Source organism: Mesocryomonas fontinalis (genome assembly GCF_055730125.2).
Map to the genome: position 1 here is coordinate 445753 of NZ_JBUZWG020000001.1, position 21184 is coordinate 466936.

General features: G+C 66.1%; 21 protein-coding genes. 14 read left to right on the plus strand and 7 right to left on the minus strand.

The window, feature by feature from the left end:
* Positions 1-139 precede the first annotated feature (139 nt).
* The 3 genes from hemH to pyk all read left to right on the plus strand — a co-directional run bounded on the left by hemH (position 140) and on the right by pyk (position 3302).
* A complete protein-coding gene (gene hemH, locus ACZL02_RS02040) occupies positions 140-1201 on the plus strand; it encodes a ferrochelatase (RefSeq protein WP_472938529.1) in 1062 nt (353 codons plus the stop codon).
* 206 nt (positions 1202-1407) lie between these two features.
* A complete protein-coding gene (locus ACZL02_RS02045; protein ID WP_472938530.1) occupies positions 1408-1866 on the plus strand; it encodes a DUF1036 domain-containing protein in 459 nt (152 codons plus the stop codon).
* Positions 1863-3302, plus strand: a complete 1440-nt coding sequence (gene pyk, locus ACZL02_RS02050) for a pyruvate kinase (RefSeq protein ID WP_472933822.1) — start codon at positions 1863-1865, stop codon at positions 3300-3302. Before ACZL02_RS02045 ends, pyk begins: the two co-directional genes overlap by 4 nt.
* 60 nt (positions 3303-3362) lie before the next feature.
* On the opposite strand, the gene ACZL02_RS02055 is transcribed toward pyk, so the two are convergent.
* From ACZL02_RS02055 to ACZL02_RS02075, 5 genes are all read right to left on the minus strand, one after another.
* Positions 3363-4088 (minus strand): tetratricopeptide repeat protein, encoded by a 726-nt coding sequence (locus ACZL02_RS02055; protein ID WP_472938531.1) that lies wholly within the window; start codon positions 4086-4088, stop codon positions 3363-3365.
* Between the two features lie 104 nt (positions 4089-4192).
* On the minus strand, positions 4193-4318 hold the full coding sequence (gene ykgO / locus ACZL02_RS02060; RefSeq protein ID WP_472933820.1) for a type B 50S ribosomal protein L36: 126 nt from the start codon (positions 4316-4318) through the stop codon (positions 4193-4195).
* Positions 4319-4484: 166 nt separating this feature from the next.
* Positions 4485-5570, minus strand: a complete 1086-nt coding sequence (locus ACZL02_RS02065; RefSeq protein WP_472938532.1) for a 5-(carboxyamino)imidazole ribonucleotide synthase — start codon at positions 5568-5570, stop codon at positions 4485-4487.
* Complete coding sequence (purE, locus tag ACZL02_RS02070) at positions 5567-6064, minus strand: 5-(carboxyamino)imidazole ribonucleotide mutase (RefSeq protein ID WP_472938533.1); 498 nt, start codon at positions 6062-6064, stop codon at positions 5567-5569. The genes ACZL02_RS02065 and purE overlap by 4 nt, the downstream gene beginning before the upstream one ends.
* Positions 6061-6264 (minus strand): YdcH family protein, encoded by a 204-nt coding sequence (locus ACZL02_RS02075; RefSeq protein ID WP_472938534.1) that lies wholly within the window; start codon positions 6262-6264, stop codon positions 6061-6063. Before ACZL02_RS02075 ends, purE begins: the two co-directional genes overlap by 4 nt.
* A 218-nt stretch (positions 6265-6482) precedes the next feature.
* On the opposite strand from ACZL02_RS02075, the gene ACZL02_RS02080 reads away from it, so the two are divergent.
* Entirely contained in the window at positions 6483-6650 is a 168-nt protein-coding gene (locus ACZL02_RS02080) for a YdcH family protein (RefSeq protein ID WP_472938535.1), read from the plus strand.
* Between the two features lie 236 nt (positions 6651-6886).
* Here the strand turns inward: ACZL02_RS02080 and ACZL02_RS02085 are convergent, their stop codons facing one another.
* Positions 6887-7645 carry a sulfite exporter TauE/SafE family protein gene (locus ACZL02_RS02085; protein WP_472938536.1) on the minus strand — a complete coding sequence of 253 codons (759 nt, stop codon included), beginning with the start codon at positions 7643-7645 and terminating at the stop codon, positions 6887-6889.
* Positions 7646-7921: 276 nt separating this feature from the next.
* On the opposite strand from ACZL02_RS02085, the gene ACZL02_RS02090 reads away from it, so the two are divergent.
* The 10 genes from ACZL02_RS02090 (at position 7922) to ACZL02_RS02135 (ending at position 19253) form a co-directional block, all read left to right on the plus strand.
* Positions 7922-8590, plus strand: a complete 669-nt coding sequence (locus tag ACZL02_RS02090; protein WP_472938537.1) for a thiamine phosphate synthase — start codon at positions 7922-7924, stop codon at positions 8588-8590.
* Positions 8587-9618 carry a tetratricopeptide repeat protein gene (locus ACZL02_RS02095; protein ID WP_472938538.1) on the plus strand — a complete coding sequence of 344 codons (1032 nt, stop codon included), beginning with the start codon at positions 8587-8589 and terminating at the stop codon, positions 9616-9618. The genes ACZL02_RS02090 and ACZL02_RS02095 overlap by 4 nt, the downstream gene beginning before the upstream one ends.
* 143 nt (positions 9619-9761) lie before the next feature.
* Entirely contained in the window at positions 9762-10325 is a 564-nt protein-coding gene (gene efp / locus ACZL02_RS02100; protein ID WP_472938539.1) for an elongation factor P, read from the plus strand.
* A gap of 167 nt (positions 10326-10492) precedes the next feature.
* Positions 10493-11335: an inositol monophosphatase family protein gene (locus ACZL02_RS02105; protein WP_472933811.1), complete on the plus strand. Its 843-nt coding sequence runs from the start codon at positions 10493-10495 to the stop codon at positions 11333-11335.
* 128 nt (positions 11336-11463) lie between these two features.
* A complete protein-coding gene (locus ACZL02_RS02110) occupies positions 11464-12108 on the plus strand; it encodes a LysE family translocator (RefSeq protein WP_472938540.1) in 645 nt (214 codons plus the stop codon).
* A 149-nt stretch (positions 12109-12257) separates the two neighbouring features.
* Entirely contained in the window at positions 12258-13304 is a 1047-nt protein-coding gene (locus ACZL02_RS02115; RefSeq protein WP_472938541.1) for a flagellar motor protein MotA, read from the plus strand.
* A 2-nt stretch (positions 13305-13306) separates the two neighbouring features.
* Complete coding sequence (locus ACZL02_RS02120; RefSeq protein WP_472938542.1) at positions 13307-14338, plus strand: peptidoglycan -binding protein; 1032 nt, start codon at positions 13307-13309, stop codon at positions 14336-14338.
* Between the two features lie 145 nt (positions 14339-14483).
* A complete protein-coding gene (locus ACZL02_RS02125) occupies positions 14484-17402 on the plus strand; it encodes a hypothetical protein (RefSeq protein ID WP_472938543.1) in 2919 nt (972 codons plus the stop codon).
* A gap of 163 nt (positions 17403-17565) precedes the next feature.
* Positions 17566-18837 carry a PQQ-dependent sugar dehydrogenase gene (locus ACZL02_RS02130; protein ID WP_472938544.1) on the plus strand — a complete coding sequence of 424 codons (1272 nt, stop codon included), beginning with the start codon at positions 17566-17568 and terminating at the stop codon, positions 18835-18837.
* A 107-nt stretch (positions 18838-18944) separates the two neighbouring features.
* On the plus strand, positions 18945-19253 hold the full coding sequence (locus ACZL02_RS02135; protein WP_472938545.1) for a c-type cytochrome: 309 nt from the start codon (positions 18945-18947) through the stop codon (positions 19251-19253).
* Positions 19254-19282: 29 nt separating this feature from the next.
* On the opposite strand, the gene ACZL02_RS02140 is transcribed toward ACZL02_RS02135, so the two are convergent.
* Positions 19283-21079: an ABC transporter transmembrane domain-containing protein gene (locus tag ACZL02_RS02140; RefSeq protein ID WP_472939088.1), complete on the minus strand. Its 1797-nt coding sequence runs from the start codon at positions 21077-21079 to the stop codon at positions 19283-19285.
* Positions 21080-21184: the final 105 nt, after the last annotated feature.

Here is a 21184-nt window from a genome sequence, read left to right on the forward strand (position 1 = left end):
CCGTCGCAATTGTCCTGCGAACATGCGCCGCGCTTTGGCTTGGCGTTTTCCCACCTATATCCGTTTTGAGCCGGCGCCATGTTCCGGCGCCGCTCCGGTCGCCGGGGCCTTTCAGCTTGAACGATCGGGGACTTACCAGATGAACGCTCAGACCCCCCTCGCTGCCGCGCACGCGACGGGACCGCTGCCGCCCGGCCACCCGGTGGTGAAAACCAAGAAGGTTGGCGTGCTCATCGTCAATCTCGGCACGCCCGACGGCACGACCTACCGTCCGATGCGGCGTTACCTCAAGGAATTCCTTTCCGACAAGCGGGTGATCGAGACGTCGCGCTGGGTATGGTATCCGATCCTCTACGGCATCGTCCTGACCACCCGCCCGACGCGCTCCGGCAAGGCCTATGCCTCGATCTGGAACGACGAGCTGGATGAGTCCCCGCTGCGCACCTTCACGCGGGCGCAAGGCGAGAAGCTGGCGGTGCGGATGGCGGGGGATACCGAGGTCGTCGTCGACTGGGCGATGCGCTATGGCCGTCCGTCGATCGCCGAGCGCGCCGATGCGCTGCTCGAGGCCGGCTGCAACCGGATCCTCGTCTACCCGCTCTATCCGCAGTACTCGTCCTCGACGACGGCGACGGTGAACGACAAGTTCTTCGCGCACATGATGACGAAGCGCTGGATGCCGGCAGTCCGCACCGTACCGGCCTATCACGACGAGCCCGTCTACATCGACGCGCTCGCCCGCTCGATCGAGAAGCACCTGGCGTCGCTCGACTGGGAGCCGGAGCGGGTGATCACGACCTACCACGGCATCCCGCAGAGCTATTTCCGCAAGGGCGACCCGTATCACTGCCACTGCCAGAAGACCTCGCGCCTCCTGGAGCAGCGCCTCGGCTGGGCGCCCGGACGGCTGATGACGACGTTCCAGTCGCGCTTCGGACCGGAGGAGTGGCTGCAGCCCTATACCGACAAGACGGTCGAGGCCTTGGCCAAGGAAGGCATCAAGCGGGTTGCGATCCTCAATCCGGGCTTCGTTTCCGACTGCCTGGAGACGCTGGAAGAAATCGCGGAGGAGGCCGGCGAGATCTTCCTGCACAACGGCGGCGAGAAGTTCAGCCACATCCCGTGCCTCAATGACAGCGAGGAGGGAATGGACGTCATCGAAGCCATGGTTCGCCGCGAGCTGCAAGGCTGGGTCGGCTGACACCATCCCGCGGTCAGCCTCGCTCCGTCATAACGCCATAGTTCTGACGCCATCGAACCGGGATGGTCGCCCGGATCAGCCTGCCGTCCGCCCCAGCTGGCGGCGTTGACAGGCCCGGGCGGCCGATCGAGACTTCCACGGTCGGCGACGCCGCGATCACTTGCCTTCGTCCTTCGAGGCCCGCCTTCGTCATTCAAGGATTGCCCATGATCTCGCGAAAATTCTGGCGTCACCCGGCCGGGGCCGGTCTGCTGGCACTTTCGGCCTTCATCCTCTCTGCACCCCTCGTGTCGACGCCCGCAAAGGCCGATTTCCGCGTCTGCAACGGCACCCAGCAGCTCGTCGGCGTTGCCATCGGCTACCGTGCCGAAGTGGGCTGGACGACCGAGGGCTGGTGGCGCATTCCCGCGACGAGCTGCAAGGTGATCATCGAGGGTACGCTCGCCTCGCGCTACTACTACCTCTACGCCGAGGATGCGGACGGGAAGGGGCGCTGGGCCGGGAACGTCAATCTTTGTATCGCCGAGAACGAGTTCAAGATCACCGATGTGAAGGATTGTTTGGCGCGCGGCTATCAAAAGATGGGCTTCCGAGAGTATGACACCGGCGAGCAGGGCAGCTGGATGGTCCAGTTGACCGAACCGCCACGCGGGGGCACGCAATGAGAAGAAATCGCCGGGTCAAGATTCTCGCGACACTGGGTCCTGCTTCGTCCGACGAGGCGATGATCCAGAAGCTGCATGAGGCAGGCGCCGACGTCTTCCGCATCAACATGAGCCACACCGACCACGACACGATGCGCGAGCTGGTGCGCCGCATCCGCTCCGTGGAACTCAACGTCGGCCGGCCGATCGGCATCCTCGCCGATCTGCAGGGACCGAAGCTGCGCGTCGGCAAGTTCAAGGACACGACCGTCACGCTGGCGCTCGGCCAGGACTTCACGCTGGACGACAACCCGGCCGAGGGCGACGAGACGCGGGTCTTCCTGCCGCATCCCGAAATCCTCGAGGCGGTCCAGGTCGGCCATCGCCTGCTGATCGACGACGGGCGTCTGCAACTGGTCGCCACCGAGACCGACAGCCGCCACATCAAGTGCCGCGTCGTCGCCGGCGACAAGATCTCTAACCGCAAGGGCGTCAGCCTGCCCGACACGACGCTCGCCACCGGTGCGCTGACCGACAAGGACCGCAAGGACCTTGACGCGGTGCTGGCGGTCAACGATGTCGACTGGGTGGCGCTGTCGTTCATCCAGCGTCCGGAAGATCTCGCCGAAGCCCGGAAGATCTCGCGCGGCCGCGTGGCGTTAATGTCGAAGATCGAGAAGCCTCAGGCGGTCGAGCGTCTCGATGAAATCATCGAGCTGTCCGACGCCATCATGGTCGCGCGCGGCGATCTCGGCGTCGAGCTGCCGCTGGAAATGGTCCCCTCGATCCAGAAGCGCATCACCCGCGCCTGCCGCAAGGCCGGCAAGCCGGTGGTGGTCGCGACGCAGATGCTGGAGTCGATGATCACCGCGCCGGTCCCGACCCGCGCCGAAGTCTCCGACGTGTCGGTCGCGGTCTATGAGGGCGCGGACGCGATCATGCTGTCGGCCGAATCGGCAGCCGGCAACTTCCCCGTCGAAGCGGTGGCGACGATGAACCGCATCGCCGAGCAGATCGAGCAGGATGCGATCTACCCGAGCATCATCCTCGCCCAGCGTTCGGAGCCCGAGGCGACCGGGGCCGATGCGGTTTCGCTCGCCGCTCGCCAGATGGCGGAAACCCTCAACGTCGCCGTGATCGTCACCTACACGGCGACCGGCACGACCGGCCTCAGAACCGCCCGCGAGCGGCCGATGACGCCGATCCTGGCGCTCTCGCCGGTGCTGTCCACCGCGCGGCGCCTGTCGATCTGCTGGGGCCTGCACAACGTCGTCACTGAGGACGCCTACGACCTCGACGCGATGATCGACACGGCCTGCCGCATCGCCGTCGAGGAGAAGTATGCCCGCGCAGGCGAGCGGGTGATCATCACCGCCGGCGTGCCGTTGCGCATCCCCGGCTCAACCAACATGCTGCGCATTGCGCACATCGGGTCCGACGGGCTCTCGGCCGTCTGAGACCCAGCCACATCACTCACAGCAAAGAGGCCGGCGAGGGGAGACCCTCCGCCGGCCTCGTCATATGCCCTGACCGGTCAGTTCTTCGGACAAGCGCCCGACGGCATCCTGCGCGCTCTTGTTGGCGGGGTAGATCTCCAGCACCTTGCCGTAGGCTTCGAGCGCCTGCGGCTTGCGGCCGGTCTCCTCGAGGATCATCCCGAGACCCATCAGCGCCCCGTAATGCCGCGGCTCGAGAATCAGCGTTTTCTGGATATCGGCGATCGACTTGCCGTAGTCGGAGATCTGGTAGTTGAGCGTTGCCCTGCGGTTCCAGGCCTCGGCATAGCCGGGGTCAAGGATGATCGCCTGCTCCAGGAGATCGAGCGCCGCCCCGCTGTTCTTCTGCGCCGCCGCCTTGGCCGCCCAGAGCAGCATCAGGTCAACCGTCGCACTGCCGCTGGCACTCCATTCGGCGTCGATCTTCGAGGCGACGAGAGCGGCTGCCTCCGGTGTGGCCGTTCGCCGGAGTTCGGCAAACAGGGCGTCGAGACGCTCCGCCTTCGTCGTTGGCTGCGGCCTTGCCGCAGACGGCGGCTGGAGAGGCGAGGAGGGCTCGGCCAGGGGTGTGGGTCTGGCGTAGGGCCGCGGGGCCGCCGACGGCGGAACAGGCGGCCTCGCCGCCGCCGGCGGATCGCCGGTGATGATCGGATCCGTTGCAGCAAAGGCGGATGTCGCCGATCCCGCGATCGATGCCGTCAGCAAGAGGACGGAGGCGAGGGTATTTCGAACGAAGAAAGCGCGCATGCGAAAAGCTTAGGCTCCCGCAGCGCGCTGTCAATCCGAACAATACGTGAGAAAGGGCGGTAGCCCCTCACCAAGGCGGCAGGCCAAAGCCTGCGGCCGGCACCTCAGCCCTGGCGGGCCTTGTAGCGCGGCGCAACCTTGTTGATAATGTAGATGCGGCCCTTGCGGCGAACCAGACGGTTGGCGCGGTGGCGGCTCTTCAGCGACTTCAGCGAATTCTTGATCTTCATTGTCTTAAACCATCGGTCGATGTGACGGAAGCGACCGGGTCCTACCGTTTCGCCACTCAATGAAAAACGCGCCGTTTGGGCGCGTTTCGGTTGGGGTGGGAAGTAGCCGCGTGACAGGGAAATGTCAACGACACCGGGATGGATCCGGCGAGGCAAGCGGCCTTTTCTACTGGCTGGAACCGCTTCCGAGCGGGAAAACCCGCGTGAGATGGCCCATCTTGCGTCCCGACCGTGCCTCGCCCTTGCCGTAGAGATGCAGAAGAAGGTTCGCTTCCCCGAGCGTCGAGAGCGAGTCGGCCTGGTCGGCGCCGATCAGATTGTCCATCACGCAATCGAAGTGCCGGACCGGGACACCGAGAGGCAGGCCGGCGACGGCGCGAATGTGCTGCTCGAACTGCGAGACGAGGCAAGCCGCCTCCGTCCAGTGTCCGGAATTATGCACCCGCGGGGCGATCTCGTTCACCAGGAGCCCGTCCGGCGTCGCAAAGAACTCGACGCCGATGACGCCGACATAGGAGAGCCTTTCGAGAATGTTGGCGGCGATCGCCTTGGCCTCGAGGGCAGCCGCCGGTGTCACTCGGCCGGGGACGGTCGAATGGCGCAGGATCCCGTTGGAGTGAACGTTTTCGGCAGGGTCGTAGGCCGCGACGTGCCCGTCCTGCCCGCGCGCGGCAATGATCGACAGCTCGTAGCTGAAAGGCACCTTGCGCTCGAGGATCGACGGCGTGCCGCCGAGGCTTTCGAAGGCATCGCCGTGCGGCGAGCGCTGGCGCAGGACCGCCTGCCCCTTGCCGTCATAGCCGAGGCGCCGCGTCTTCAGGATGCAGTCCCCGCCGAGCTCGGCGAGCGCATGGTCGAGTTCCTGGGCAGTGTCGACCGCGCGCCACTCCGCCGTCCGCACGCCGATGCCGTTGAGGAACGCCTTCTCGACGACACGGTCCTGCGCCACCTCCAGCGCATCGGCCGGCGGGTAGACCGGGACGTGGCGCGAGAGGTCGCGGATCGGTCCGACCGGCACGTTCTCGAATTCATAGGTGACGACGGCACAGTGCTGGGCGAGGAGGGCCAGCGCGGCCGGGTCGTCGTACTGGCCGACAACCACGTCGCTCGCGACCTGCGCGGCGCAGCAGCGGGCATCCGGGTCGAGAATGATGGTGCGGAACCCGAGCCGGGCGGCGGCGAGCGCCAGCATGCGGCCGAGCTGTCCGCCGCCGACGATGCCGATCGTGGCCTCGATGGGAAGCGGGCTCATGTCGCGTCGACCGGGTGGAGGGCCACGGCGTCGGTCTGCGCGGCGCGATAGGCGTCGAGCCGATCGGCCAGCGCGTCGTCGTGGAGGGCGAGTACGCTGGCCGCGAGGAGGGCGGCATTGACGGCGCCGGCCCGGCCGATGGCGAGCGTTCCCACGGGAATGCCCGCGGGCATCTGCACGATCGACAAGAGGCTGTCCTGGCCCGACAGCGCCTTGCTCTCGACTGGCACGCCGAACACCGGCAGCGGCGTCAGGGCGGCCGCCATGCCCGGCAGGTGCGCCGCGCCGCCGGCTCCGGCGATGATGATCCTGAAGCCTGCAGCCTTAGCGCCGCGGGCGAAATCGAACAGCCGCTCGGGCGTCCGGTGGGCGGAGACGATCCGCGCCTCGAACGAGACGCCGAGCGTCGTCAGGGCGTCGGCCGCGTGCTTCATCGTCGGCCAGTCGGACTGGCTGCCCATGATGATCGCGACGTCGTATCGATCGGTCGTCATGCCGAGATATCCGGAATGATCTGGTCCTCGACGTCCTGCAGCCGATCCTTCACCGACAGTTTTTTCTTTTTCATCCGCTGGATCTGCAGCCGGTCGCAGCCGGTGACCTCCATCGCGTTGATCGCCGCATCGAAGTCGGTGTGCTCCTGCCGCAGGCGCGCTGCCTGCAGGCGCAGCGTCGCCTGTTCCTGATCGCCCATCTCAAGTCCCCTCGGTACGCGAATGCCTTGATGCTGAAAATCCGGCTTAAACCTGACGCTCGGCCCCGACGATCGATTAACAGCCTACGGCGATTTGGGGAACAGGGAGCTTGAGACTGGTTCGACAGTGCATAAGTTTTGTGACAGGATTCTCTGGTCGAGGCGCCACCGCCGAGAACGGAGCGTCTTCGAAACGTAACGGATCTGAAGGAGCGACTATGTCCTTGGACGTGCATCTTGCGACGTTGGTACAGCGACACTCTGCACTGGAAACCGAGATCGAGGCGGCGCGCGCCAAGCCCGCGATGACCGACGCTGAGATCCGTGAACTGAAGCGGCGAAAGCTCTTGCTGAAGGACGAGATGGAGCGCCTTCGAGCGAACTGATTTTCTCGTCTTCCAGCCCGGGCGCGGTCGATGCCGCGGCCGGGTTATCTGCAGAGCCGCCCGCATCATGCCGGCACTGCCTGTCGCACGGTTCTCTGGCAAGAACCCGCCGCTGACGATCAGCCGGCCTTTCGGACATTGCCGCCTGTCTCTCGGGCAAACCTATCGGCTTGACAGCGCCGTCCCGATTTCCTCCTGATCGCCCTGCGCTCCAGGCGGTCCGGTACCACCGAACCTTACCCCAGCAGACCACGCAGTCCGGCGTAGACCAGCTGGATCCCGACCGGGATCAGCAGAGCGTAGGTGATGAGATAGAATCGCTCGCGGTCGGTTCGCTTCACCAGCCAGACGCCTGCCAAGGTCGACAGCGGCGCGAGCGGCAGGAGCACGGCGGAGGTGGCGAGGTTCTCGCTGGAGAACTGGCCGAGCAGGAAATACGGCACGAGCTTCAGGAAATTGGTGACGGCGAAGAAGATCACGGTGGTGCCGGCAAAGACCGCCGGTGCGAGCTTCAGCGGCATCACGTAGACCTGGAAGGGTGGACCGCCCGCATGCGTGGTGAAGCTCGTAAAGCCCGCGATCGTGCCCCAGAACATGCCGCTGAACCGGCCGGGTTTCTTCGACGGGACCGTATGGCGCGATTTCAGGAACCATTGGGCGGCGAAGGCGAGGCAGAGCCCGCCGATCAGCAGCCGGATCCCGTCGGGCGGGATCAGCGTCGCCGTCGCGTAGCCGAGACCTACCCCGAGCACCGAGGCCGGCAGGATCAGGCGCAGCACTCTGCGGTCGAACGTGCCGCGCCAGGCCAGCAAACCGACGACGTCCATTGCGATGAGGATCGGCAGCATGATGCCGGCGGCCGCGACGGGTGAGATCGCCAGCGCCATCAGCGGCACCCCGATCATGGTGATGGATCCGCCGAAGCCCCCCTTGGCGAGGCCGACGAGGATCACCGCCGGAACGGCGTAGAGGTAGAAGATCGGATCGGTGATCATTGGCGGCATCCTGCGGGCGGCGAGCGCTCCGACAGGTTGCGAGTAGCGCCAAGCGAGGGGACCTGCAACGTCCTGATGACTTGGCCGAAGATACGCGACCGTGTCGCAGAGTAGAAAATCTTGATCGGCGCGCGCGCCCACCGCTTCATTCTTGCCACGCTTTGCGCGAGCATGCGCATCGCCTATAAGGCGTCGGACAAGGGCGGGCTTCCCGGAAGGGCAAAGCTTCATCCTCTCATCTTCCGACACCTCAAAAGACGACCGGTCGCCCTCAGCATGCGTCAAGATTTCATCCGTCCCCGCCTCGTCCTCATCACCACCTTGCTGCCCGATGGCGAGGCGGGCGTGGCCGCGATGCGGGCTGCCCTCGGCGCGGGGGACGTCGCCTCCGTGATCGTCGATGCCGCCGGGCGCGACGCCGACAGCTTCCAGCGTTTCGCCGAAGGGCTGGTCGCGCTGATCCAGGATTTCGGCGCCGCCGCGATCATCGCCGACGACACCCGCTGTGCCGGCCGCGTCAAGGCGGATGGCCTGCACGTCTCGGGTGGAGACGTCGACGAGCTCGCGGAAACCGTCGAGCGCTTCGCGCCGCGGATGATCGTCGGCGCCTCCGGCTTCGAGGACCGGCACGACGCGCTGGAGGCCGGCGAGAAATTGCCGGACTATCTCTTCTACGGCCGCTTCGGGGGCGACACGGAGGATGCGCCCGATCCGGAAGATCTCGACATGGCGCAGTGGTGGGCCGAGATCGTCGAGGTGCCGTGCATCGTCATGGGCGGACGCGACGTCGAGACGCTTCCGGCCGCCATCGAGACGGGCGCCGAGTTCATCGCCCTGTCGGTGGCGGTGTTCAAGGAGCCCGGCGGCGCGGCGGCGATGGTCGAGCGCGCCAATGCCATCATCGACGCGGTCAGCGCCGATATCCTGGAGACTCTCGCGGTATGAAGCGGCTTTCCGGCATCGCTCTGGCGGTCCTGTCCCTGGCCATGCTGGCCGATGTCGGTGGCGCCATCGCGCAGCCGGCGCCGGGCAAGGCCGTGCCGTTGCCGACGCCGTCGCCGGAAGGCAGCACGCTGCCGGCCCCGACGACAGCTGCCGCAGCCGCCGATGCGGCATTGCCGCCGTCGACCTCGCGGCCCTCCGAGGGCAGCATTCGCGCCTATGGCGCCTATCAGCGCGGCCTCTACCTCACGGCTCTCGCTCTGGCCGAGCCGCTCGCCAACCTTGGCGACCCCGCGGCCCAGACCTTGCTCGGCGAGATCTATTCCCGCGGCCTCGGCGTCAAGCGCGACGAGAAGGAGGCCGCCCGCTGGTACGAGGCGGCTGCCAAGGCCGGCAGTGCCGAGGGCCAGTTCCGCTACGCCTTGCTGCTGCTCGATGGAAGAAGCGTGCCGCAGGATCTCGCCAAGGCGCGTGACCTGATGAAGCTCGCGGCCGATGCCGGCATTCCGCTGGCGGCGTATAATTTCGGGCAGATGCTGATCCAGGCCTCGCCGACCGGCGGCTTTGCCGAGGCGCGCCCGTATTTCGAGATGTCGGCCAAGGCGGGCGTTGCCGACTCGCAATATGCCATGTCCCAGCTCTACACCTATGGGCGCGGCATCGCGGCGCCCGATCTGCCGACGGCCCGCCGCTGGCTGCTGGCGGCCGCGACGAACGGCCATGATACCGCACAGATCGAGCTCGGCATCTGGCTGATCAACGGCAAGGGTGGGCCGAGCAGTGCCGGTGACGGGGCACGGTGGCTGCGGCGCGCCGCCGGCCACGGCAATCCGATCGCCATGAACCGCATCGCCCATCTCTACAAGGACGGCATCGGCGTCGTCGCCGACAAGGCGGAGGCGGCGAAATGGTCCGTTCTCGCCAAGCGGGCGGATAACACCGATGCCGTTCTCGACGAGTTCTTCCGCAAGTTGGACGAGGCCTCGCAGCGGGCGGCCCTCGAGGCCGCCAACAAGTTTCGCGCGAGCTGATACGACCGGCGGGCCGCCGGCAAAGCCGGTCGAAACCGCCGAACCGGTGATTCGTCCGAGGGCCGGCCGGGCTTGAACGCCTCCCGTTTTTATGGTCTTGAGCCGGCCTAGCCCTGCTTGCGGCCCCCAATCGAGTTTTGACGATGAAGATCAACGGCAACGAAATCCGTCCCGGCGACGTGGTCGAGCATGCCGGCGGCCTCTGGGCTGCCGTTCGCACCGCGCATGTGAAGCCCGGCAAGGGCGGCGCCTTCAACCAGGTCGAGCTGAAGAACCTCATCGACGGCACCAAGTTGAACGAGCGCTTCCGCGCCGCCGAGACGGTGGAGCGCATCCGCCTCGAGATGAAGGATTTTACCTTCCTCTATGCCGAGGGCGACTCCCTGGTGTTCATGGACATCGAGAGCTACGAGCAGCTCGAGCTGCAGAAGGATTTCGTCGGCGACCGCGCCGCCTTCCTGCAGGATGGCATGAAGGTCACGGTGAAGGTGCACGAGGAGCGCCCGATCGGTATCGCGCTCCCGGACCAGGTGACGCTGCTGATCACCGAGGCCGACCCCGTGGTCAAGGGCCAGACGGCGTCCTCGTCCTACAAGCCGGCGATCATGGAGAACGGCATCCGGGTGATGGTGCCGCCGTTCATCGATGCCGGCGAGCGCATCGTCGTCGACACCAACGAGATCACTTACGTGCGCCGCGCCGACTGATGCGCGGCTCGCGGCCGGGCTTTCGCCTGGCCGTCTCTGTCGGAGGGGCCGGGGTTTACACCTCGCCCCTATGGCCGAAGCTGCGGGGCTCTTGCCCCGTCCTGATACCGAAATGATCGGGTGGTTTGCAGACGGCAGGCCGCCCATAACTGTTTGAAGGTACATCCATGGCCCGTTCGCCGCTCCTCAACGTGATGACGCAGACCGCGCTCAAGGCTGGCCGCTCGCTGACGCGCGACTTCGGCGAGGTGCAGAACCTGCAGGTCTCGATGAAGGGCCCGGCGGACTACGTCAGCAATGCCGACCGCAAGGCGGAGGAGATCGTCTTCCAGGAACTCGCCCGCGTTCGGCCGGACTGGGGCTTCCTGATGGAGGAGCGCGGCGCGATAGAGGGCAAGGACCCGCAACACCGCTGGATCGTCGATCCGCTCGACGGCACCACCAACTTCCTGCACGGCATCCCGATGTGGGCCGTCTCGATCGCGCTCGAGCGCGACGGCGAGATCGTCGCCGGCGTCGTCTTTAACCCCGCGACCGACGAGCTGTATTCTGCCGAGAAGGGCGGCGGCGCCTTCCTCAACGACCGCCGCATCCGCGTCGCCGCGCGCAACAAGCTGAACGAGGCGGTGATCGGCACCGGTGCGCCCTTCCTCGGCAAGGGCGACCATGCGCGCTTCCTCTACGAAATCCGCCACATCATGGCCGAGACCTCGGGCATCCGCCGCATGGGCGCCGCCTCGCTCGACCTCGCCTATGTCGCCGCCGGGCGCTTCGACGGGTTCTGGGAGCGCAGTCTCGCGCCGTGGGACTGCGCGGCCGGCTCGATCCTCGTCCGCGAGGCCGGTGGTTTCATCAGCGGTCTCGATGGCGCGAAGTTCAACCACGTGCTCGGCGACATCGCGGCTGGCAACGAGACCATTCACCGGGCGCTCGTCGGCCAGTTGAAGCTCGCCGACACCGCCTATGGCAGCACCCGCAAGCCAAAGCCCGAGCCGACCCCCGAAGCCTGATACGCGGCTACAGGCAACGAACAACGGCGCCCACGCCGGCGAAATCCGCCGGTTCGGGCGGCATTCGCCTTGTTCGCGCCGGCGGAAAGGCTAAGCGTCGGAACGGTCAACCGCCGGGAGATTGCTCGATGTCCTTCGCCGAACTTTTGTCCTTCGCCTCGATCGCCGCGCTGATGATCATTTCGCCCGGCCCCAACAGCGTGCTGATCGCCAAGACCGTGCCGGCAGCGGGTCGCCGGGCGGGATTTGCCAACATCGCCGGGTTCGCGCTCGCCTTCTATGTTCACGGCGCGCTGGCGGTCTTCGGCATCTCGCTGATCATCGCCCAGTCGGCCGAGGCCTTCTTCGTGGTCAAGATGCTGGGTGCCGCCTATCTCTCGTGGATCGGCATCCGGGCGTTGATCGAGGCCTGGCGCGGCGGGGCCGTCGCCGTCTCGGTGGCGCCATCGGTCAAGGCGCGCCGCCTGCCGCGGGCGGTGGCCGAGGGTTTCCTCACCAACATGCTCAATCCCAAGGTGTCGATGTTCTACCTTGCCGTCTTCCCGCAGTTCATGCAGCACGGGGCGAACGGCGAGACGGCATGGGGGTCGGCCTTCGTGCTGGTCACACTCCACGCCTTGCTGAACTTCATCTGGTTCACCGCAATGATCTTTCTTTTCTCCCGCCTTGCCGGTGCTGTGCGCCATCAGACGTTCCAGCGCTGGCTGAAGGGCGTGACAGGGGTCGTCTTCCTCGGTTTCGGCGCAAAACTGGCGACGCTGCGCGCCGTTTGACGGCCAGGCGCGGGCGGTGGCGCCCCGGCGGAAGGGGGTCCACGTCCGCAATGCGCGCGGGCGCAGCAACTCCGTCGTTTGCACCGGCGGCATTGTAAGCTAGCGTGCCCGCAAAGGCGCCGGGCGCCTCTCTGGAGTGTCGGAGCATCATGCAGGTCTTCAGTTCGCCGCAGGAAAATTCCACGCGGCCCGATGGTTACGGCACGGACAGGCTTGCCAGCCCGATGGTCTTCCTGTGGTCGATGCTGGTCTTCCTGGCCTTGGTCGGCTTCGTCGCCGCCATCCTGTCGCGCCAGGTACAGGCGGCTTTCGTCACCAACCCCGGCCTCAACGGGCTGATCGCCGGCGTTCTCGGCATCGGTATCCTGCTCGCGCTGATGCAGGTGATCCGCCTGGCGCGTGAGGTGAAGTGGGTGAACGCCTACCGCGACGGCTCCGCCGACTTCGAGGATATGCGCGATCCCGTCCTCCTCGCGCCAATGCGGGCGCTGATCGGCCGTCGCCGCCAGCTGGCCCTCTCCACCCAATCGATGCGGGCCGTGCTGGACTCGGTCGCGACCCGGCTCGACGAGACCCGCGACACCGCGCGCTACCTTATCGGCCTGCTGGTTTTCCTCGGCCTCCTCGGCACGTTCTGGGGCCTGCTCGGGACCATCGGCTCGATCGGCAACACCATCCAGACGCTCGACCCGTCGGGTGGCGACACGGCGAGCGTGCTTGACGCGCTGAAGGCGGGGCTTGCGGCGCCGCTGCAGGGCATGGGCACGGCGTTCTCCTCCTCGCTGTTCGGCCTGTCCGGCTCGCTGGTACTCGGCTTCCTCGACCTGCAGATCGGCCGGGCACAGAACCGCTTCTACACCGAGTTCGAGAACTGGCTGTCGTCGATCACAGATGTCGGCTCCGACATCCTGATCCCGCCGCCAGGGCCGCTCGCCATTCCCGCGGCCGGCAGCGACGAGCTGCGCGTGCTCTCGGACAAGCTGAGCCGGCTGGTGCAGGACCAGTCGGCGAGCCCCCGCACCTCGGCGGCGATGGCGAGCCTTGCCGAGAGCATCCAGGGCCTCGTTCAGCACATGCGCTCGGAGCAGCAGATGCTGCGTGACTTCGTCGAGACCCAGGCGGGCGAGCAGCGCGAACTGCGCGGCGTGCTCGACCGCCTGTCGAAGTCGATCGGAACCGGCCGGGACGGGCGCTAGCCATGGCGCTGTCCCGCCACCGCAAGACCCAGCGCACCGTCGACTACTGGCCGGGCTTCGTCGACGCGCTGTCGACGCTGCTTCTCGCCATCATGTTCCTGCTCTCTGTCTTCGTGCTGGCGCAGTTTCTGCTCAGCCGCGAGATCTCAGGCCGCGACACCGTGCTCGACCGCCTGAACTCGCAGATCAACGAGCTGACCCAGCTGCTTTCGCTCGAGCGTACCACCGGCCAGGATTTCCAGGACCAGATCGCCAGCCTTCAGGCCTCGCTGCAGTCTGCGGAGAGCGACCGTTCGCGGCTGCAGCAGGCGCTGGCCTCTGGCGGCGGCGCAGCGGCGACGGCCAATGCCCGCGTCGAGGGCCTCGAGACCTCGCTCGGCGAGCAGCAGCAGATCTCCCAGCGCGCCCAGTCGCAGGTCGAGCTTCTCAACCAGCAGCTGGCGGCGCTCCGCCAGCAGATCGGCGCGCTCGAAACCGCGCTGAACGCCTCCGAAAGCCGCGACAAGGAGAGCCAGACCCGGATCGCCGATCTCGGCAGCCGGCTGAACGTCGCGCTCGCTCAGCGCGTCCAGGAACTGTCGCGCTACCGGTCCGACTTCTTCGGGCGCCTGCGCGAGATCCTGTCGGACCGCGAGAACATCCGCATCGTCGGCGACCGCTTCGTCTTCCAGTCCGAGGTGTTGTTCCCCTCGGGCTCCGACGTGCTGCAGCAGGCGGGCGAGGCGGAGATGCAGAAGCTGGCCGCGGCCGTCACCGAGCTGTCGCGCGAGATCCCGTCCGACATTAATTGGATCATCCGGGTCGACGGCCACACCGACAACATCCCGCTGTCCGGCAATGGCCGCTTCGCCGACAACTGGCAGCTCTCGACCTCGCGCGCTGCCGCCGTCGTCAAATACCTGATCAGCCAAGGCGCCCCCGCCGACCGCCTCGCCGCCGCCGGCTTTGGCGAGTTCCAGCCGCTCGACCCCGCCAACACCCCCGAAGCCCGCAACCGCAACCGCCGCATCGAGCTGAAGCTGACGGAGCGGTAGCGCCGGAAACCATAATCGGACTTGGCGTTCGGTTATCCCGGCTTTTCGCTCAGTCGATGCGTTTTTCGGTTGTGGGCGGATTGATATACCCGCCCGCGTAGTATCCGATGTCGTGATTATTCGGCATATCTGGCAGGTGTTCATCATGGCCCGCGTTTCGCTCTCGACCGGCTGCATGCTGGCCGTGCTGATGACCTCTGTCCCGACACACGCGATGTCCATTGGCGACTTCGCGCTCGGCGTCTTTCAGGAAATGGCCAAGTCGTCCGATGCCGAGCGTCCCCGCGCACGGCAGGTTAGGGCGCAACGGGCCGAGACACTGTGGCTGGTGATCGCAAGCCGCGACAGTGCCTCTGAAGCGATCGATCTGGCGCAGGGATATGCCGATACGCTCGGTCCCCGTCTTGTCGTCCAAAGCCGCAACGGTCGATATGCCGTCGTGGCGGGCACGCTGAACCGCGACCGGTCGAAGATCAACATCGCGACGTTGAAGGAGCTGCGGTTTATCCCAGCCGACTCCTTCCTCTCGGACGGCGCCAATCTGGATACTGTCGTTTGGTCGGCCTTCGAGGCCAACGCCAGCACCAACATCATGACGCAACAGGTCCTGCGTCGTTCGGTTGGCACGCTGCAGAAGGCAATGGCCGCGCTCAATCTGTATCGCGGACCAGTCGATGGTCTCGTCGGAATTTCGACTGTCGATGCCTTCGATGCTTATCGCGCGAAATACGGCGTCGTCGCCGAGGTGCTGGATCGCTACGCCCTGTCGTCACTGGCGCAGGCCGCCGCGGACGGTTTTCCCAACGACAGTGAACGCCGATACGCGCAGAGCCTCGGCTTCGAAAATGCCACAGCCTACACCGAGGCCACCGCAGGCGGCTTCGCCTCGGCGTCAGTCTTCAACCAGGCGCGGTCATTGGGCTTTCGAACCAATGGGGATTGGCAGGCGGCCAGGAACGGCGGCTATCAGGACGGCGACGAGTTCACGCGCGCCAAGGCCGGAGGCTTCGAGAACGCAGCATCCTACCGCCGAGGGCAGGAGAAGGGGTTCGCGACAAGCCGTGAGATGGCTGACTACGAAGCATCCGGCTTTCAGGATGCCGATGCCTACAGGGCGGCAAAGCGCGCTGGATTTTCCAACAAGAGCGCGTTCGACAAGGCGCAGGCCGAGGATCTGAAGGTCGCCCGGAAAGAAGCCGCTGTCCTCCTTGCCGATGCGGATGCATTTCTGCGGCTTAACCGGAATGCCGATGGCATCCTGGCGATCGCTGCGGAGGCTGCGACGCTCAACGGGTTGGTCGTCAGCGGTTCGGCCGACACGATCCGCTCGTCGGCCCACCGTCTCGATGGGGCGCTGGCCGGCATACCCGGTTTTGGCGCTTTCAAGGAGGCGCGCACCAAAGAGCGGGCCGACGATCGGCAGCGGCACGTCGCGGATCTAAAACGGGATTTGAGCAAAATCACTGCCGATCTGACGGGATGGGTCGCCGTCAATCTGACATCTTCGAAGACGAGCGAGATCGTCGCAGAACTCACGCTCCTGACGGCGGCCTTGAAAAAGGACGATCCGGAAGAGCTGGAAGAGGCCAAGCACCGTGTTGTGGCACTCATCGAGCGTCAGGGCATTGCGTCGGGACTTGAACAGGCAGTTCCCGAAAGCTCCACCGTGGCCGTCCAGTCAGGCGCTGCTACGCTCGCGAGCGTCACCCCGGCCAATGCTTTCCTGCTGCAGGGAAATCCCGATGACGTGGTGATCGCCTACAATTCCGGGACGCGCGCTCCTTCCATCACGCGGACCCTGCTCGGCAGCTATTCGTTTACAACCGGCAAGGCATCCGTTTGCATGCTGGGCATTGACCGGAGCCCGGCGCTTGGCCGTGCTCTCGAGCTCAACTTGGCGCGTTTCGGCGTCCTCGATGTGCGGATGGACCCCGGCAATTGCGCCGTCGACGATCTCGGACGATCGGACCTTGTCCTTCTCCAACGCAAGCATTTTCTCGAAGCTGCGCCCGCAACGGCCATTGGCCTTCTCGATGCCGTTGAAAAGGGCGAGCTCAGGGTCTTCGAAGAGCTTACCTATGATCAGTTAAGGACCGCGCAAACCGCCGAAGCCGGTCTTGCGGCAAGGATCGCCGGAGATGTCGCGCAGGATGCGCGAAATGGCTTCGGCGCCCTGATCCCTGTCAACGGCGCCGGTCCCATCTGTGTCGTCCTGAGCTCCGAGGACGAGGCCCATGGCGAGATGCTGAAGCGGCTGTCGGCTTTCGCCCAAAGTGAATTCGGGCGCAGTCCGGCTGTGTCGTTCGTTAGCCTGGATGACGCCTTCCAGTCCGTTCGTAAAGAACGCTGCACGCTGGTCTATGCCGCTCAGCCTTCGCTGAAGCTGATCAGTGCAGCGCTTGAGCGAGACGGGCGAAGGGCGTCCTTTGCACCCCTCTGGTTCGAGACGAAGGAAATAGAGGCAGCGACGGCTGCCTTGAAGGAGAAGCGCGACAGCGAGACCGCGGACGCCCAAGCCCGCCGATTGGCTGCGGCTGCAGAGCGGGAGCGCGCGGAGAAAAAGGCGGCCGATACGGCGGCGCAACGCCAGGTCATCGAAAGCGGGCTCCGACGGCAGTACGCGGCCGAGGCCTCCGCGGTTCAGAATGCCCTGACGGCGGGGTTGAAGGCAGGGGTTCTGGGCGAGCCCTCGGTCGTCCTGGAGGGACGTGAAAAGAAGCTTGCCGAAGAGGTGCAGACCCACTTTCCGGTTTTCACGGCCTGGGAGGGTGCGCTTGCCGGTGATGCCTGGAAACCCATCGCGATCAATACCAGCATCGTCGACTACGGTACCGTCGATTGGAAACAGCGCCAACTCAAGGCTCTTGTCCTCCAGGTAAAGGTCCAGGTCGTCAGCCCAGAACGGGGCGAATACCATGAGCATTGCTTTATGCTCGGCTGGATTTCAGACGATGAATTCCAGACCTACCGCGACCCCATCGAGAACGAATGCGACAATTCGGCTTCCCCGACGGAGGCCTGGAAAACGGGTCATCATCTCCAGAGCCGCTGGGTGGCCCGTTGAACTCGGCGGTATCTCGCTCGACCATTTGAACGCTTTTCCCCGCGCTTTCGAGCGTCTCCTTGCGGCTGATTGACAGTCTTGGGGCGCAGTGACAGCCTTCCCCTGCGTCAGACGAAGAGCTGACGGGAACGACGCCGAAACGGCGCGGGGGGAGGAAACGGAGATGTCGAGAAAGGACCGACTGACACGGAGGGGGACACTGTCCGTTTCGGTGTTGGCCATGATGCTGGCGATCGCGCCGGCTTCGGCCGAGGACAATCTGCAGAAGCTGCAGGGAATGCAGTCGACGGGCACGTCGATGGCATTCCAGACAATCGCCCAGACCGGCGAGTATGCCGACCAGATCCGCGAGAACCTGAAGGCCATCAAGCTTCCGGCCGGTTTCGAGATCGCGCTCTATGCGGTGGTGCCCGATGCCCGGCATATCGCCATCGGTCCGCAGGGCGTGGCGACTTTCGTCGGCACCCGCAAGCAGGACGTCTGGGTGCTGACCGATCGAGACAAGAACCGCGTCGCCGACGAGGTGAAGCGCTTTGCGCCGTCGATCGATTTCGCCATTCCGAACGGCGTCTGCTTCTCCAAGGACGGCTTTCTGTTCATCGCCGAGCAGAACCGGGTGATGGTCTTCCCGGCCGCCGAGTTCTTCTACGAGAGCCCGGATGTCGCAATTGGCGAGGTCGTGCCGGCCGGCCAACTCATTCCGGAGAGCGAGGTGTCGTTCAACCACACCGCGCGGGTCTGCCGGATCGGCCCCGACAACAAGCTCTACGTCGCGCTCGGCCAGCCCCACAATGTCCCCCCGGCGGACAAGCTGGATCTCTACCGCGAGAAGGGCATCGGCGGCATCATCCGGATGGACCGCGACGGCAAGAACCGCGAGGTCTTCGCCACCGGCGTCCGCAACTCCGTCGGCATGCAGTTCAATCCGGCGAATGGCGACCTCTGGTTCACCGACAACCAGGTCGACGGCATGGGCGACGACATCCCGACCGGCGAGTTGAACCGCGCCACCAAGGCCGGCGAGAATTTCGGCTTTCCCTGGTATGGCGGCGGGTCGACCCGCACCGTCGAATACAAGGATTCCGAACCACCGGCGGACGCGGTCATGCCGCAGCGGGACATGCAGGCGCATGCAGCCGACCTTGGAATGGACTTCTACGCCGGGAAGAGTTTTCCCGAGAAGTACCGTGGCGGCATCTTCTCGGCGCAGCACGGTTCCTGGAATCGTACCGAGCCGGTCGGCGCCCGGGTGATGTTCACGCCTGTTAACGCCGACGGGACCGCGGGTGAGACCGAGGTGTTCGCCGATGGATGGCTTGCCGCGGACGGGACGTATACCGGCCGTCCTGTCGACGTCGAGATGATGAAGGACGGCTCGCTGCTCGTCTCGGACGATCTCGCCGGTGCGGTCTATCGCATCTCGTACAAGAAGTAGCAGGGCTGCTGCCGGCTGGCCCCGGCCAGCCGGCACGCCCATCGGACGGGATATCCTGCATGAAGCATTCATCGATAGGGCCATCGATATGGACATCGATAGGGACGGTGTCGCTCTGCCTGGCAATTCTTGTCGGCGGCGGGGCTGCTGCGGCCGCCGACCGGGCAGCAGGCCGGGAAGCCGCTGGCATCTGCGCGACCTGCCATGGCAAGAACGGGCTGGCGACCGCGCCCGATGCGCCCAATCTTGCGGGCAACAGCGCCGTCTACATTGCCGAGCAGTTGAAGGCGTATCGCTCCGGCGCCCGCCAGCACCCGCAGATGTCGATCATCGCCTCCGGCCTCAGCGATGCCGACATCGCCAATCTCGCGGCCTGGTTCTCCTCGATCAAGGTGACCGCCACCTTGCCGCCGTGACCGGCATGCCGGTCACGGCTTCGACGCTTTTACTCCGCCGCAGCGCCGAGCAAGGCGCCGGTCTCGAACTGTAGCCGCGCCAGGCGGGCGTAGAGGCCGTTGCGGGCGATCAGGCTGGCATGCGTGCCCTCTTCGACGATGCGGCCGCCATCGAGCACGAGAATGCGGTCGGCCTTGAGGACGGTCGCCAGCCGGTGCGCGATGACCAGCGTCGTGCGGCCCTCCATCAGCCGCTCCAGCGCCGTCTGCACCAGAACCTCGCTCTCCGCGTCGAGCGCCGAGGTCGCCTCGTCGAGGAGGAGGATCGGCGCGTCCCGTAGAATCGCCCGGGCGATGGCGATGCGCTGGCGCTGGCCGCCGGACAGCGTGATGCCGCGCTCGCCGATCACCGTATCGTAGCCTTCCGACATCTGGCCGATGAACTCCTCCGCCAGGGCATCGCGGGCGGCGGCGACGACGTCGGGCCGGGCGGCCGACGGGGTGCCGAAGGCGATGTTATCGGCGACCGTCGCGGCAAAGACGGTGACATCCTGCGGGACGAGGGCGATGCGCCGGCGCAGTTCGGTGAGGTCCGCCTGCCGGATGTCGACCCCGTCGACGAGGATGCGGCCGAAAGCCGGATCGTAGTAGCGCTCGAGCAGCGAGAAGATCGTCGACTTGCCGGCGCCCGAGGGGCCGACGATCGCCACTGTCTCGCCGGGTCGCACATCGAAGGAGAGGTCGTGCATTGTCGTCCGGTGGCTCTGCGTCGGATAGGCGAAGGAGACGCCCTCGAACCGCACGCTGCCGATGGCGGGCAGGGGGAGCGCCAGCGGCGTTGCGGAGACGACGACGGCCGGCTCTTCCGCCAGAAGCTCGCTGAGGCGCTCGGCCGCGCCTGCAGCCTGCGCCAGCTCGCCCCAGACCTCCGACAGCGAGCCGAGGGCGCCGGCGGCGAACACCGAGTAGAGCAGGAACTGGCCGAGCGTGCCGCCGGAGATCGTGCCGTCGATCACCCGCTGCGAGCCGACCCAGAGCACCGCGACGATGGACGCGAAGATCAGGAAGATGGCGAAGGCGGTGAGCAGTGCGCGCGCGACCACGGACGCCCGGGCGGCCTCGAACGCGCCATCGACGGCCCGGGCGAAGCGGCCAGCCGTCGCGGTCTCGCTGGTGAAGGCCTGGACCGTGCGCACGGCGCCGATCGCCTCGCTGGCATAGGCACTCGCCTCGGCCAGCGTATCCTGCGCGAGGCGCGATCGCCGGCGGACGGAGCGGCCGAAGGCGACGAGCGGAATGACGATGATCGGGATGGCGCCGATGACGATCGAGGAGAGGCTCGGGCTGGTCACCGCCATCATGGTCACCGCGCCGAAGAACAGGATGAGGTTGCGCAGCGCGACGGAGGCCGTGGCGCCGACGGCGGACTTGATCTGCGTCGTGTCCGCCGTCAGGCGGGAGACGATCTCGCCGGACTGCGTGCGGTCGTAGAAGGCTGGCGAGAGGCGCATGACGTGGGCGAAGACATCCTTGCGCAGATCCGTCACCACCTGCTCGCCGAGCGTGATGACGAAATAGTAGCGGCCGGCGCTGGCGACGGCGAGGACGCCGGCGAGAACCAGCAGCATCATGAAATAGGTGTCTATGAAGGCCGTGTCGGCGGTCGAGAACCCCTTGTCGATCACCCGGCGGACGGCGACCGGCAGCGACAGCGTGGTGACGGCCGCCAGAGCCAGGAAGACGATGGCGCCGGCGGCGCGGGCCTTCTGGCGCTTCAGATAGGGGGCAAGGCGGCCGAGCGGGCGAAGGCTCGCCCGTCGCTTCTTTTCGGCCGCTGCCTGCGTCACGTCAGTCAAATGCGCCTCCTGGCTTTACTCGTCCCGGGGAGTTGCCTATGCCCCAGCCTCATGAGCGGCCATCGGGCCCGTGGCAGAATCAAGCTGCGGACCAGT